Genomic DNA, 14,670 nt, shown 5'->3' with positions numbered 1-14,670 from the left:
CTGGGTCGATTCCTGAGGCCACTCTAGTGTCGTCGTTCTTCGCATGACAGGACCGTAGCGCTGAGTGACGACAGAACCACGTTTCCGTTCTCGGTCGTCAAGGGGGTCCCGGCGTCGCAGGTCGGCAGGGTGTCGGCGATTAACCGAACCCGGTTCTAGTGCGTGGGTCACATTCTCTGTAGAGTGCGGGTCATGGATCTCAACGGAATCTCCGCCCTCGTCTCGGGCGGCGCGAGTGGCCTCGGTGAGGCCACCGCCAAGGAACTCGCCTCCGCCGGTGCCACCGTCGTCATCGCCGACATGAACGCCGAGCGCGGCGAAGCCGTCGCCAAGGAGATCGGCGGTGTCTTCGTCGCCACCGACGTCTCCAAGGAGGACCAGGTCCAGGCCGCGGTCCAGGCCGCCGTCGACACCGGTAAGCCCTTCCGTGTCGCGGTCTCCTGCGCCGGCATCGGCTGGGCCACCCGTACCGTCGACCGGCACGGCACCCCCCACGACCTGGACAGCTACCAGAAGGTCATCCAGGTCAACCTGATCGGTACGTTCAACGTGCTGCGCCTGTCCGCGGCGGCCATCGCCCGGACCGAGCCGATCAACGAGGACGGCGAGCGCGGCTCGATCCTCAACACCGCCTCCCTCGCTGGCATCGAGGGCCAGATCGGTCAGATCGCCTACTCCTCCTCCAAGGGCGGCGTGATCGGCATGACCCTCCCGGCCGCGCGCGACCTCGCCGCGATCGGCGTCACCGTGAACACCATCGCCCCCGGCATCCTCGAGACCCCCATCTACGGTGAGGGCGAGCACGCCGAGGAGTTCAAGCGGAAGTTGGCCGCCCCGGTCCCCTTCCCCAAGCGTCTGGGCACCGCCTCCGAGTTCGCCAAGCTCGCGCGGACCCTGGTCGAGGTCAGCTACATCAACGGTGAGGTCGTCCGGATCGACGGCGCCCTCCGCATGCCCCCGAAGTAGGAGGACACCGTGTCCGACGAGGTTCTCTACACGGCCGAGGACGGCGTCGCCGTCATCACCATCAACCGGCCCAAGGCCAAGAACGCGGTGAACGCGGCGGTCGCGGCGCGGATCGCCGAGGCGCTCGACGACATCGACTCCCGCTCCGACGTCTCCGTCGGGATCATCACCGGCGCCGGCGGCACCTTCTGCGCCGGCATGGACCTCAAGGCCTTCATGAAGGGCGAGGTCCCGGTGGTGGAGGGGCGCGGGTTCGGCGGCTTCGCCGAGCGGGGCCCGAAGAAGCCGCTCATCGCGGCGGTCGAGGGTTACGCTCTGGCCGGCGGGTTCGAGGCGGTGCTCGCCTGCGACCTGGTGGTGGCGGCCGAGGACGCCCGCTTCGGCATCCCCGAGGTCAAGCGGGGACTGGTCGCCGGAGCCGGAGGCCTGCTGCGTCTCCAACACCGCATTCCGCGCAACATCGCGATGGAGTTCGCCCTCACCGGCGACTTCGTCGAGGCCGGGCGCCTGGCGGAACTGGGATTGGTCAACCAGGTCACCGAGAGCGGTGGAGCGTTGGAGGGCGCCAAGGCCCTGGCCGCCCGCATCACCCCCAACGGGCCCCTCGCGGTGAAGGTCTCCAAGGAGATCATCCGCGCCTCGGACGACTGGTCCGGTGACGAGATGTGGGACCGCCAGAACGAGCTGGCCGGCCCGGTGTTCGTCAGCCAGGACGCGATGGAGGGGGCGATCGCCTTCGCCGAGAAGCGCGCTCCCGTGTGGAAGGGCGAATGACCTCGGGCACACCCTGTCGACGGCCGTCCTGCGGGGCGGCCGTCGGCCAGTCCGGAACGCCCTGACATGGTGGATATGTGATGCTTTGTCCCTCTGTTGACCAGGGGGAATCCATCGCCTGAGGCGGACGGTCCGGTGATCGCGCCTGTGTAGCCTGAAGGGGTTCAGCGTGTCCCTTCCAGGAAACGACACCAGTGTCTCTTGTACCCACCTGGAGCCGGGCCTCCGTGCCGGGACGTTCACTCGTGGTCCTGGCGATCGCCGACTCCGCACCCCGTGCCCGCCTCGCGGCCACCATGCTCGACACCCTGCCCGGCCCCGGCCACGCCCATGGTCTGGCCGTTCTGCGGTCGGCCGCCACACCCTCGCCCGCCCGGATCCGGGCCGAACTCGAGGACACCCGACAGGCGGGGCGACGCATCCCGCTCCTGACCACCGGCCAGATACGGCGGCTCATCCGACGCCGACGCCCCGACGCGGTGCTCCTCGACTGCTCCGGCCCCCACACCGAGACCCTCTCCGGGCTCGGCCGCTCCTTCCTCCGCCGTTACCGTCCGGTCGTGGTCTCCTCCCTGCCGGTCCCGGCGCCCGAGGCCACCGAGGGGGAATGGCTCCATCGATCCAGGTCCGACCTGTTGGTGGCCCACAGCCACCGAGAGGTGGACGAGTACACCGTCCTCGCCGAGAAACTCGGGATCAGGACCCAGGTGGGCCTGGCGGGCGTCTTCCCCAGGACGGGACAGGGCCCCGTCTCCGGCCGCCGTGACCGGGTGGTGTTCGCCGCCGAGGGCGGGCTGCCCGACGGGAACCTGGGACGCGAGACCCTCCTTTCGGCCCTGGCCGATCTGGCGAGGAACCGCCCCGACCTGGAGGTGGTCCTGCACCTGGGGCACGAGGATCACCCCGAACCGATGGAGACCTGGCACGCCCTCGCCCGAGCGGGGCGGGTCGACGCGTCCGCGCTGACCGTCACCTCCGGTGACCTACGGCGACAACTCGACCACGCGCGAGGCCTGGTCGCGCTCGGATCCGAACCGGTCCTGGTCGCCCTCTCCGCCCGCGTGCCCTGCCTGGTCCTCACCGATTTCGGTCGGGAACGGGGCGACCTCTTCGAGGACAGCGGTCTGCTCGGCGACCTCGGCGACCTCCGTCTGGCCCGCTTCCACAAGCCCAGACGGGCCTGGGGCGAGTACAACCACTTCCACCCGGCCTCGGAGGACGACTGGGTGGCGCGGCTGCACGAACTCTGCCTCAACGTCAGCCGCGGTCGGATCTCCTGATCGGACCCGCCCCGACCTAGGAGTGCTCTCCCTCTTGGAGGGCGAGCGCGGCCTCGAACAACGTCGGCTCGCCCGTGGGCACCGCGCGTCCCACCGCGTCCAGCAGCGGGGGTTCCAGGACCACCGCGAGGGAGCGAGAGAACGCGTACGAGAAGTGGTTGCTGTCGTAGAAGACCAGTTGGTTGCCGATGACCCCTTGGCAGACCCCGTCCTGGCAGAGGTAGTCGGTCATGTCCAGGAAACGTGTGTTGTGCGGGACGTTGGTCAGGTCCTTGAAGGGGGGCGTCTCGGCCATCGACTCGGACTGCGGAGCGGTGCAGTCCGAGGAATCGCCGCGGTCGACGCATTCGGGGACCCGGAAACCGAAACGGGGTGTGTCCCGGACCGCGATGACGTCGATGCCCATCCGGTCGAGCTCCCTCCACCGTTCCACGAAACCCTCGGGCACGCGCTCCCCGGCGGAACGGCCGGTGAGGGAGGCCAGGGTGAACACGGAGTCGGGGGAGAGGGCCGTGAGCTCCCTCATGGCCTCTTCGTTCCACTCCGAACACTGCGTGTAGGGGTCGCCCCGGTAGGTCTGCTCCCCGGAAGCGAACTGGCAGGCGTTCTTGGTCATGGTGACCAGCCGCCAGTCGTGTCGTTCGGTGATGGCCCGCAGCGCCTGGAACCAATGGCGTGCGTGCGAGCTGCCGGCCAGAACGATGGTGTAGTCCGAGTCGGGGTCACCGAACTCGCATGTGATGACCTCGGTGTCGGCGACCAGCGCGTTGCAGTCACGGGTCTGGGCGATCGTGTCCTTCACGACGGTCGTCGTGTCCGGATGGATCGGCAGGTCCGGCAACCCCTCGGCCATGCCGGGGGTGAGGTGGACGGCCGCGCCGGGATAGGCGAGCGGGTTGGAGCTGAGCTCCAGGCGTAGAAGGCGATCCCGTTCGATCGAGTGGTTCCAGAGGGACCCCGCCACCAGGACCGGGACGATGAAGATCACCCCGGCCGCCAGTGACCAGCCCGGACCGCGAAGCCGTCGCGTCGCCCGGGTGACGCCCCCGTCGATCAGCCAGGAGGTGGCCAGGGCCGCGACGAACGAGAGCCCCAGGACGAGGAGGCCGCCGGCCAGGGTGGGCCGGTCCGTCTCGTTGAGTTCCAGGTGGACGATCAGGATCGGCCAGTGCCATAGGAACAGGGTGTAGGCGTGGCCGCCCATCCAGGTCAACGGACGTGTACCCAGGAGGCGACCTACGGAGAAGCGGTCGTTCTCCTCCTCTCCGGCCCCGGCGACGATGACGAGCAGCGCGGCCAGGGTCGGCCAGAGCGAGGCGTAGCCCGGATAGGGCAGAGAGTCTCCGATGACGAACCCGCACAGGATCAGGGCGATCAACCCGAGCCAGCCCGCCGGCCGGCGTACGAAGGAAGGCAGGTTCACCCGGTGGATCACCAGGGCGAGAACACCCCCCAGAGCCAATTCCCACAGGCGGGCACCGGTGTCGAAGTAGGCCCAGACGGGTTCGGTGGAGGTGATCCAGAGCGAGTAACCGAACGAGGCGGCGAACACCGCTCCCAGGGCCACCAGGACGGCGCTCCGCGTCCGTAGCCCGGCCCACGCGGCGACCAGGCCGGCGGCGGTGATCAGCAGCGGCCACAGGAGGTAGAACTGCCCTTGGACCGCCAGCGACCAGAAGTGCTGGACCGGGCCGGCCGCGGAGTTCTCGGCCATGTAGTCGACCGAGTCCAGGGCCAGGTGCCAGTTCCCGTAGTAGAGGGCGGCGGCGCGCACGCTCTCGATGACGGACATCCACTGGGAACGGGGGAAGAACAGATAGGTCATCGCCAGCACGGTGCCGAGCACCACGGCTCCGGCGGGGAACAGGCGCTTGATCAGTTTGGCCCAGAAGGCGCCGAACGCGATGCGCCCGTCGCGTTCCAGCGCGCGGACCAGTGAACCGGTGATGAGGAAGCCGGTGAGCAGTAGGAAGACGTCGACGCCACCGGAGACCGTGCCGAACCAGATGTGGTAGACGGCGATCAGGAGGGCGGCGACCGCGCGCAGCCCCTCGATGTCGGGACGATGGCGGTGGCGCACGGGCGGGGTCACGGGGGAGATGACGGGCCCGGAGACGCCGCCTCGGACGGAAGCGGACACTGGACAGCCTCGAGTTCGACGAAGGTGAAGCAGGGGCCGGCCATGGGGGTGTGTTCGGCGGGAAGGGTGCGGCCGAAGAGAGGCGCCCCGCCGAACCAGTATCAGTAACCGGTGAGGGGGGTCGGCGGGCAAAGGTCGCCCCGTTGTCGAGTCGAGATGGAATCTGTGTGAACGCGTAGCCCTGAACAGGGGGAATGTGCGCTAGGTCATAGCTCCGCCTCGTCTCCGCGGACGAAGGCCCCGAGCGACGCGACAGGGCCGGTCCGAACGGGAGGCGCGGACCGGCCCCGGGCAGGGCGCTCTATGGGTGAGGCGAAGAGACCCTTCCGTCAGCGGCGTAGCCCGATCTTGCGCAGGACGCGTCCGGCCAGGCGGCGGGCTCGACGGTAGGGGGTCCGCTCGGCGGACGCCTCCAACCTCTTGAGACGTTTCTCCAGACGATCGATCCTCTGGACCTTCTTCTCCAGACCACGGACCTTCTTGTTCAGCTCCGAGGTCTTGGTCACGAGGTCCGCGTGGTCACGTCGCAGCCAGCCGATCCTGGCCGATACACCTTCTTCCGCGCTGGTCCAGGCGTCCACACCAGGGGGGTAGACGGTGGTGCGCACCCGTTCCTCGAAAGAGGCCCCGGCGTCCTCACCGTCCATGTGAACGTGGTCGACGCCGTTCTTCTCCAAGAACGAGGTGAAACGGGAGAACCTTTCGGAGTGCCCTTCGAGCATGGCCGTGAAGTCGGCCTCCGCGTACAGTTCCGCCGCGTCCGTTTCCGCGGACAGGTCCCTGATCCGACGATGCGGGATATCGAAGTAGCGGCACAGTTCCAGCGTGCGCGAGTCATGGCACAGGACCACGGCGGGGGTTCCCGCGAGCAGAGCGGCGATGTTGCCGTGGATCCGGGTGCCGAAGGAGAAATCGTGGTCGCGCAGGCTCTCGATCCAGGTGGCCGGGTCGAGGTGGACCCGGACCTTGTTCTCCTGGAACAGAGGGTGGGTGCGGTGCAACGGCATACGGTTGCGCTGGTCGTTCACCCCGGAGCGGTCGCCCCAGTAGAGCAGCTCCAGGTCCTTCGTCTCCTGGGCGAAGTAGCGCATGTTCGGGTAGCGCTCGAAGTTCGACGTGACGATACCGCCGACGTCTCCCGCGCCCAGGGCGCTTCGAGAGGCGTTGACGGCGATACGACTGTTCCCGTCGAGCCGATCCGGCCCCTTGGAGACGTCGAGTCGGTCGCCGTACATGAACATCGACGGGCAGCCGATGACCTCCACGTCGTGGAAGCCCAGGCTGTTGAGGTACCGCTCGGTGAACTCCCCGCGGACGCCGATGGTCGCCGAGCGGTCGAGGACTGCTCGTACGAATCGGGTGACGGGGGCGTCGAGCGCCGCCATCCTGCCGAGGTCGTAGTCCAGGTTCGACTGCGCGCCCACGCCGAGGACGACCACCGGGATGGTCAACTTCTCGATGAGAGAGCTCAGGGCGTCGAGATGGCCGATGAAGGAGACCCGGAACGCGTTGGCGAGGGGGATGACGAAGGCGTCGTACTCCTCGTTGATGCGCTCCGCGTCGGCGGCCTCGGCGCGAAAGCCGTTGGCGACGACCTCCGTCTCGGAGGTGCTCAGCAGTTTGTAGGAGGCCTGACTGAAGATCAGGTTGCCTGCGTTGTTGCCGAAGATGTTGCGTTCGATGGCCGACCCGGGGCCGACGATCTCGAAGGGGTCCTTCTTGGCGCGGAGGAGTACACGTTTCATGGCGGGGCTTTCGGTCTGGGGAGGATGGGCGACGCGGGGCCCGGCACGGGGGTGAGCCCGTGAGGGAGGGTCAGGACGGTTCGGGGGCCAGAGAGTCGATGTTCGTCATCGCCTCGGGGGACGACGGCAATGGGCGCAGAAGCGAACCCCGCTCGTACAGGTCGTCGACGGCGGCGTTGAAACGTGTCTGTGAGTCGGGACCGCCCAACAGGTAGGTTCTGAGCTCGCCGCGTTCCAAGGCCAGGCGATCCTTCTCGGGGAGGTGGATCGCCTCCAGCGCCTCTTCGAGTCCCGCTCCGTCGGGAGAGAGCATGTACGCGGCGGAGGACGTGGGGTGCTTGTCCTGGAACTCGCCGTGGGTGAGGCCTTCGCAGTTGGTGATCGTGTAGGGCTTCTCCGTGGCGACGAAGTCGGCGACCACACTGGAGATGTCGCTGATCAACAGGTCGGCCTGGTTGAAGCACGAGTACAGACTCGGCCGAGGACCCTGGACGACGAGGTGTTCCTCATCGGCGTGGCCGTCCCAGTAGACGCGGTGCCACTCGGTGGTCAGCGCCTTCAACTCCGAGACCGCCTCCGGCGGCGCTCCACCCTCCAGCCGTGAGTTGTGCGCCTCGTCCCGGGCCCCGGTGTCCATGTCGAAGGCGGCGAGTCGTCTCTCGAGTTCGACCAGTCGGCCTCGGCCCGCCTCGGAGCCCTCTCCGCCCCGGTTCGCCCGAGCGATGAGATCGACGATGTGCTTGTGCGCCCTGCGGGCCTCCGGTGAACGGATTCCGGTGAAGGGGTGGGGCTTGTAGAGGACCCGGACCTTCGGCTCCGCGTCGAGCAGCTTCGCGATGAGCGTGGGGCCGGCTTCGATCAGGGAGGTGTTCCCGGGGTCGTCGGTCCAGCCTTCCCAGGTGGGGGCGTACAGGACGGTACGTACGGAGTTGGCCGCGGTGTCGTCGCGGATCTCGTCGAGCTGAGGACGTCCCACCTCGACGATCTCGTCTTCGCGGACCCCTACCCGGGCCCGGGAGTACCGATCTCGTCCGGCGCGTCCGGCCGTCCACACTTCGTCGTACGCCTTGCTGAAGGGGTTGATGCTGGCGATCTTGTCGCTGTCGCCGTGTCCGATGAACACGTGCTTCATCGAAGGGTTGCGCAGCATGTGGATGTTCTTGCCGGTGTTGGCCGGGTAGAGGGCCACTCTGGCCGGGCCGAAGTCGAGGGCCATCAGGTTGGTGGCGGCGGGAACGCACAGGACCGGGATACGTGTGGGTGCGAGTTGAGCGGCGATGGTGCGCTCGCGCAACACGATCAGTGGACGTCGAGGCAGACGGTCCAGAGTCTCCAACCACATGTCGACCTGGTAGACGGAGTCGGAGGACCCGGAGAAGTACAGGACCACCTCGGGGCGGTAGGAGTCCAGCCATTCCTGGGCGAACGCCATGACCTCTTGTTCACCGGGGATGGTCAGGGCCCGTCGGTAGTGGCGGACGAACACGGCCAACGCGATCACGGTCACTCCGATCGTGATGACGGCGCCCGTGACCGTGAGCCAGGCCGCGCCGAGGGCGACGTAGGCGACGGTACCGAGGATGAGGAAGATATCGAGCGGCAGCAGACGGCTCATGGGTTCGCGTACGAACGGCATGGGCGGGCTGTCGGGGATACGCAGGGCGTCCAGCGGGATGTTGCGGGTGGCGATGGGCAGGCGCCGACGGTTGCGCAGAAGTCGTCCGACGACACCGCACAGGAGTTGGAACCCGAAGAGCACGAGGAAGGCCAGGAGGACCAGCCCGATACCGGTGGAGGTGGCCTCGGGGGTGGTGATCAGCAGGCCCAGGGCCAAGAGCTGGCGTAGGAGCGTGCGGGGCGTGATGCCCAGTCGTACCTGCTGGAGGGTCTTGGCGAACCCGGTCATACGGTGCAGCAGCAGGGCGTCCATGACGTAGCTGCCCGCGGCGCCGATCAGGAAGACCCACCAGGATCCGGTGACGACGCCCACGAGCATCGTCGCGTAGGTGAGTCCGAGCAGGCCGGTTCGGAAAAGGGTGGTGCGCTTGTTACCGGTGGTCGGGGTCACTTCGCGGCCTTCGCTTCCTCGCCCTGGGCCACGACCGGACCCGCGGGAGGATCTTCCCTCCGGACGTCGATGACGTGTCCGGTCAGGTCGGAGAGTAGGACGTCCACGGAGGTGCGGGCGACCTTGTCGGCGCTGAGAAGGGAACCGGAGGGTTCCTCGCCGAAGGCCTTGGTGCGCATGGGGGTCTGGGTGCGCTCGGGGTTGATGCAGTTGATCCGTACGCCGTCCTCGGACCACTCGTCGGCGAGGGCCTGGGTGAGGTTGACGGTGGCGGCCTTGGTCGAGGAGTACAGGCTGTACTCCCCACGCCCCCGGGTGTAGGAGCTGGAGGTGTACAGCAGGAGCTGTCCGCCGGTCTGCGCCAGGTAGGGGAAGGCCGCGCGGGCGATGTTGACGGGGGCCAGGTAGTTGACCCGAACGATCTCCTCGATCTCGGCCGGGTCGGTCTGGTCCAGACGGCTGATCCGGAGGATCCCGGCCGTGTTGACGACGTGGTCGATCCGCCCGGTGGCGGAGTGGGCCTGTTCCAGGGCGGCGGCCACGTCCTCGGGGTTGGCGACGTTGGTGCGCGTCGCGCCGCGCGAGTAACGGAAGACGCGGGCGCCGTGCTTCTCGGCGAGGTCGGCGACGCCCGCGCCGATGCCGTAGCTGCCGCCGAAGACCACCATGGTCCGGCCTTCGAGTCCCTCGGTGTAGTCGTGCTCGGTGTACTCGGGGGTGGCCGCGGTGGCCAACTGGAAGAGCTTGTCGGCGATGAAGATGTCGACCGGCTGGGTGACCTTCATGTTCTGTTCTTCGCCGGCGACCACGTGGATGGGCACCCGCGGGGAGTAGCGCAGGACCACGGAGCAGTCGTCGGTGGCCTCGAAGTCCGGGTCGTTCCAGGCCTTGGCGTAGGCATCGCGAATGGTGGACATCCGGAAGGCCTGGGGCGTCTGGCCGCGCCGGAGGCGGGAGCGGGTGGGGACGTCGGTGATGACGTCATCGTCCACCTCGATGATGGTGTCCGACGACGGGATGGCCACGTCCACCGCCTCGTACCTCTCCAGCGCGGTGACGCAGTCGTCGATGATCCGTTGGGAGAGCATGGGGCGGACGGCGTCGTGGAACAGCACGTTGGTGTTGGCCGCGGAGTAATGCGAGAGGGCGTCCAAGGCCAGCTGGGTGGTGGCGTTGCGAGAGGTGCCGCCGGGCAGCACACGCGAGACCTTGTCCAGTCCCGCCTTGCGCACGATGGCCTCGGCGTCGGAGACGAACCCGGGGTTCATCATGACGATGACCTCGTCCACGGAGGTCGCCTGCTCGAAGATGTGCAGGGTGTGTTCGAGGATCGTCTTCCCGGCGATCTTCAGCAGCTGTTTGGGTGTGGCCAGTCCGATGCGCTGGCCACTACCTCCTGCCAGGACCACGGCCACCGTTCGAGTGGCGGTGCGGGGGTTCGCGCTCGTCGAGGGCGTCACGGGCAAGATCGTCTCCCAGGGACTGTGGAGTGCTCCGGCCCCTGTTCGAGGGGTGCGTCGAGAAGGGGGATGAGCACCGGTGCGGTGTGCGGAAAGGGAGGTCCTCCCCAGAACGGGGCATCACTCAGGGCAAGCGAAAGAGCCTCGGGGGTCGAGACCGATCGCCAAGGTCGAGGAGTAGGCGCCCACTCTTCATGGGCGGTTTACCTGGTTTTCTGTGTCTTCGTGCCTTGAGTGAATCGTGTCCTCGTGGTGATGTTCGAACGCTCATTCTCGAGCTTTCGGATACTCGGAGTGATGGATCGTATGCCTCGAAGAGACGGTTCGTGATCTCTTCTCCGCCAACCTTCCCTAAGTAAAGTGAGGGCGGGGTAGGCGATGGAAGACGATTGGGAGACCCCCTACGAAGAGGGGGAGGAGCTCTTCTACGACGACGATGGAACCTTCGGAGTAGGGACACCGTCCGTCGAGGACCCCGGGGATCTCGGCCCGTACGATCGGGCCCACTGAACGTCGAAGGGCCCGTGCGCACGCACGGGCCCTTCGACGTTCGGACACCGGTGGACGGCCGGTGCCCGTGATCGCCTACAGCGGCGCCGGGTCCCGGAACGGGTCGGCGGGGATCGGCTCGGCGGTCGTTCCGAGCGGGAAGTCCAGCAGCGCACGCTCGTACAGGTCGTTCACCGCCGCGTTGAACCTGGTCTGGGAGTCCGGCTCGTCCGGCCCGAGCAGGTAGCGCTTGAGCACCGCCCGTCGCTCGGCCATACGGTCGGCCTCCGGCTCGCGGGCCGCCGCCAGCACGGTCTCCAGACCGGCCAGCCCCGGACGCAGCACGTAACCGGCGCCCGCGGACGGGAACAGTCGGCGGAACTCGTCGTCGTCCTCGCCCTGCATGTCCACGATCGCGTACGGCTTGCCACTGGCGATGAAGTCGGCGACCACACTGGAGATGTCGCTGACCATCACGTCGGACTCGTTGAAGCAGGAGAACAACGAGGGCACGGAGTCGGTCACCACGTGGTGGCGCAACGGGCCGGCCGAGTTCCAGTACAGGTCGTGCCACTGGTCGAGCAGTTCCCGATAGCCGACCAGGTCCTCCGCGGTCAGGTGCCGCTCGGCGGCCTCGCGCTGGAAGGTCTCGATCCGACCGCGCAGCTCGGCGAGCCGGGCCGTGGCCTCCGGGGACACCGGCCCCAGCCGGTCGTCGGCCTCCTCGATGAGCGAGATGACGCGTCGGTGCGCGGCGGCCGCGCGAGGGGAACGCTTGCCCAACAACGGGTGCGGTTTGTAGATGACCCGGACGGGCTCGGGGCCGCCGAGGAGCCGTTCCACCAGTTCCAGCCCGGCGGTGTCCGCCGAGGTGAGGTAGTTGTTGTCGTCCACGCCCTCCCAGGTGGGCGCGTAGATCACGGTGGGCACCGCGCGCTGTTCCGGGGGGCGATGACCCTTGACCGCGACCAGCTGGGGACGCCCCACCTCGACCACGTCACGGTCGTCGATGGCGTGCCGGACCCGCTCGTAGCGGTCGCGTCCTCCGCGCCCGGCCACCCAGATCTCGTCGAAGATCCGGCTCACCCGGTTGCTGCTGGGAAGCTTGTCGCTGTCGCCGTGTCCGACGAACACGTGCTTGATCTCGGCCCGCTGGATGAGGTGGATGTTCTTGCCGGTGTTACCCGGGTAGAGGGCCACACGCACCGTGGACAGGTCCAGGGCGGCCAGGTCGTCGGGGCGCGGCACGCTCACCGCCGGGAGCGAGGTCGGCTCCAGGTGCCGCAGGTTGCCGTGCTCACGGAAGATCACCAGAGCGCGTCGGTCGCAGCGTTCCAGTGCCTCCAGCCACATGTTCGCCTGGTAGACGGCGTTCTGACGGCCCACCGCGAAGGTGAAGTACAGGACCACCTCGGGGGCGATCTCCGCCAGCCGGCGGTTCACCTCGGCGATGGCCTCCTCGTCGGAAGGGCCTCGCAGGTGGGACAGCAGGACGGGCAGGGCCGCCGCCGTCGCGATGAGGGCGAGCCCCGCGGACAGGACGGAGCCCGAGATCGCGAGCGCCGCGGGGCCTCCGGCGAGGAAGCCGACGGCGCCCAGGACCAGCGGAAGGTCGGCGAGCAGCAACCGACTCATCGACAGGGAACGCAGACGTTCGGGGACCTCGGGAGCGCCCAGGCCGGCGAGGTCGATGTTGCGGACCCTGAACGGCAGCTTGGAACGGCGCAGGATCTGGTGCCTGACCAGGTCGTAGGCGAGGGTGAACACGAAGAAGGCGGTGATGCCCCCCGCGGTCCACCAGTAGGCCGCGGTCCCCACCGCGTCCATCGACACGTACAGGGCCAGGACCAGGGCCTGCCGTGCCAGCATGCGCACGGTCAGACCCGCCCGGATCCGGCTGAGCACCTTGGTCAGGACCGTCACACGCTGGGAGACGAGCCATTCGGTGACGTACAGCACCAGGGTCAGGGCGCCGAAGAGCAGGACCTGGGCCTTGGCGACCTCGATGGTCTGGAGCAGGAAGGTCAGCGCCATGACGGCGAGGACCACCAGAGCGGTGCGGTCCACGCCGATACGGGCGAGGTAGCCTCTCACTGGGCCCCTTCCTTCTCCTGCTCCCGGCTCCGGACCCCCGCGGCGGGGCCGGCCGGGTCCTCACGGCGGACGTCGATGACGTGTCCGGTCAGGTCGGACAGCAGGACGTCCACGGAGGTGTGGGCGACCTTGTCGGCGCTGAGAAGGGAACCGGAGGGTTCCTCGCCGAAGGCCTTGGTGCGCATGGGGGTCTGGGTGCGCTCGGGGTTGATGCAGTTGATCCGCACCCCGTCCTCGGACCACTCGTCCGCCAGGGCCTGGGTGAGGTTGACGGTGGCGGCCTTGGTCGAGGAGTACAGGCTGTACTCGGCCCTGCCCCGGGTGTAGGAGCTGGAGGTGTACAGCAGGAGCTGTCCGCCGGTCTGCGCCAGGTAGGGGAAGGCCGCGCGGGCGATGTGCACCGGCGCCAGGTAGTTGACCCGGACCGCCTCCTCGATCTCGGCCGGGTCGGTCCGGTCCAGACGACTGATCTTCAGCACGCCGGCCGTGTTGACCACGTGGTCGATCCGCCCGGTGGCGGAGTGGGCCTGTTCCAGGGCGGCGGCCACGTCCTCGGGGTTGGCGACGTTGGTACGGGTCGCGCCGCGCGAGTAACGGAAGACGCGGGCGCCGTGCTTCTCGGCGAGGTCGGCGATTCCGGCGCCGATCCCGTAGCTGCCGCCGAAGACCACCATGGTCCGGCCTTGGAGCCCCTCGGTGTAGTCGTGCTCGGTGTACTCGGGGGTGGCCGCGGTGCCGAGCTGGAAGAGCTTGTCGGCGATGAAGATGTCGACCGGCTGGGTGACCTTCATGTTCTGTTCTTCGCCGGCGACGACGTGGATGGGTACGTCGGGGGAGTAGCGCAGGACCACGGAGCAGTCGTCGGTGGCCTCGAAGTCCGGGTCGTCCCAGGCCTTGACGTAGGCGTCCTTGATCGTGGCGAGGCGGAAGGCCTGAGGGGTCTGGCCGCGCCGGAGGCGGGAACGGGTGGGGACGTCGGTGATGACGTCATCGTCCACCTCGATGATGGTGTCCGACGACGGAATGGCCACGTCGACGGCACGGTGGGTGCCCAGCGCGGTGACGCAGTCGTCGATGATCCGCTGGGAGAGCATGGGGCGGACGGCGTCGTGGAACAGCACGTTGGTGCTCTCGGAGGGCAGGTGGGCCAGCGCGTCCAGGGCCAGCTGGGTGGTGGCGTTGCGAGAGGTGCCGCCGGGCAGCACACGCGAGACCTTGGCCAGTCCCGCCTTGCGCACGATGGCCTCGGCGTCGGAGACGAATCCGGGGTTCATCATGACGATGACCTCGTCGACGCGCGGCGCCTGCTCGAAGATGTGCAGGGTGTGTTCGAGGATCGTCTTCCCGGCGATCTTCAGCAGCTGTTTGGGTGTGGCCAGTCCGATGCGTTGGCCGCTGCCGCCGGCCAGGACGATGGCCACGGTTCTGGTGGCGGAGGGAAGGGCGTTATCAGGCAAGGTCGTCTCCCGTGGCTCTGGTGGGAATGCGGTGCCCGACCTTGGGGGACCAGCGCGCTCGAGATCGGGGTGGAGCACGTGAGGTCGAGACACGGAGCCCTCCCTCGATGGGGGAGGCGTTCCGTAGATGGTGTCCTGACATTCTTCGGTTGTTCGCGTGATGTTCAGGGAACGCACGCTATAGGCATGACGGTGTC

9 protein-coding genes are annotated in these 14,670 nt (G+C 68.1%); 3 read left to right on the top strand and 6 right to left on the bottom strand.

All coding sequences use genetic code 11. The features are described 5' to 3' along the window. Window positions 1-192: 192 nt before the first annotated feature. The 3 genes from TR33_RS06140 (at window position 193) to TR33_RS06130 (ending at window position 3,020) form a co-directional block, all read left to right on the top strand. Complete coding sequence (locus TR33_RS06140) at window positions 193-966, top strand: SDR family NAD(P)-dependent oxidoreductase (RefSeq protein WP_014910760.1); 774 nt, start codon at window positions 193-195, stop codon at window positions 964-966. 9 nt (window positions 967-975) lie between these two features. Further along, window positions 976-1,740 (top strand): crotonase/enoyl-CoA hydratase family protein, encoded by a 765-nt coding sequence (locus TR33_RS06135; RefSeq protein ID WP_014908497.1) that lies wholly within the window; start codon window positions 976-978, stop codon window positions 1,738-1,740. Window positions 1,741-1,934: 194 nt separating this feature from the next. Next, window positions 1,935-3,020, top strand: coding sequence for a DUF6716 putative glycosyltransferase (locus tag TR33_RS06130; RefSeq protein ID WP_051018298.1), 1,086 nt, complete (start codon window positions 1,935-1,937; stop codon window positions 3,018-3,020). A 16-nt stretch (window positions 3,021-3,036) separates the two neighbouring features. Here the strand turns inward: TR33_RS06130 and TR33_RS06125 are convergent, their stop codons facing one another. The 6 genes from TR33_RS06125 to TR33_RS06100 all read right to left on the bottom strand — a co-directional run bounded on the left by TR33_RS06125 (window position 3,037) and on the right by TR33_RS06100 (window position 14,473). After that, window positions 3,037-5,160, bottom strand: coding sequence for an acyltransferase family protein (locus TR33_RS06125; RefSeq protein ID WP_042282113.1), 2,124 nt, complete (start codon window positions 5,158-5,160; stop codon window positions 3,037-3,039). A gap of 329 nt (window positions 5,161-5,489) precedes the next feature. Then, the gene (locus TR33_RS06120; protein ID WP_014910949.1) at window positions 5,490-6,905 is read right to left on the bottom strand and encodes a polysaccharide pyruvyl transferase family protein; all 1,416 of its coding nucleotides are present in this window, start codon (window positions 6,903-6,905) and stop codon (window positions 5,490-5,492) included. Window positions 6,906-6,975: 70 nt separating this feature from the next. Beyond that, window positions 6,976-8,973 (bottom strand): CDP-glycerol glycerophosphotransferase family protein, encoded by a 1,998-nt coding sequence (locus TR33_RS06115; protein WP_042282112.1) that lies wholly within the window; start codon window positions 8,971-8,973, stop codon window positions 6,976-6,978. Further along, complete coding sequence (locus tag TR33_RS06110; protein ID WP_042282111.1) at window positions 8,970-10,433, bottom strand: SDR family NAD(P)-dependent oxidoreductase; 1,464 nt, start codon at window positions 10,431-10,433, stop codon at window positions 8,970-8,972. Before TR33_RS06110 ends, TR33_RS06115 begins: the two co-directional genes overlap by 4 nt. Window positions 10,434-11,018: 585 nt before the next feature. Continuing rightward, on the bottom strand, window positions 11,019-13,016 hold the full coding sequence (locus TR33_RS06105; protein WP_042282110.1) for a hypothetical protein: 1,998 nt from the start codon (window positions 13,014-13,016) through the stop codon (window positions 11,019-11,021). Further along, window positions 13,013-14,473, bottom strand: a complete 1,461-nt coding sequence (locus tag TR33_RS06100; protein ID WP_042282108.1) for a bifunctional cytidylyltransferase/SDR family oxidoreductase — start codon at window positions 14,471-14,473, stop codon at window positions 13,013-13,015. The genes TR33_RS06105 and TR33_RS06100 overlap by 4 nt, the downstream gene beginning before the upstream one ends. Window positions 14,474-14,670: the final 197 nt, after the last annotated feature.

The organism is Nocardiopsis alba (genome assembly GCF_000710955.1).
GTDB lineage: Bacteria > Actinomycetota > Actinomycetes > Streptosporangiales > Streptosporangiaceae > Nocardiopsis > Nocardiopsis alba.
This window is presented reverse-complemented; position numbering and strand designations above follow the sequence as displayed.

Bases quoted from the DNA above. Each gene is read 5' to 3' on its own strand.
- TR33_RS06120 (WP_014910949.1), bottom strand. From the start codon at position 6,905: ATGAAACGTGTACTCCTCCGCGCCAAGAAGGACCCCTTCGAGATCGTC.
- TR33_RS06140 (WP_014910760.1), top strand. From the start codon at position 193: ATGGATCTCAACGGAATCTCCGCCCTCGTCTCGGGCGGCGCGAGTGGC.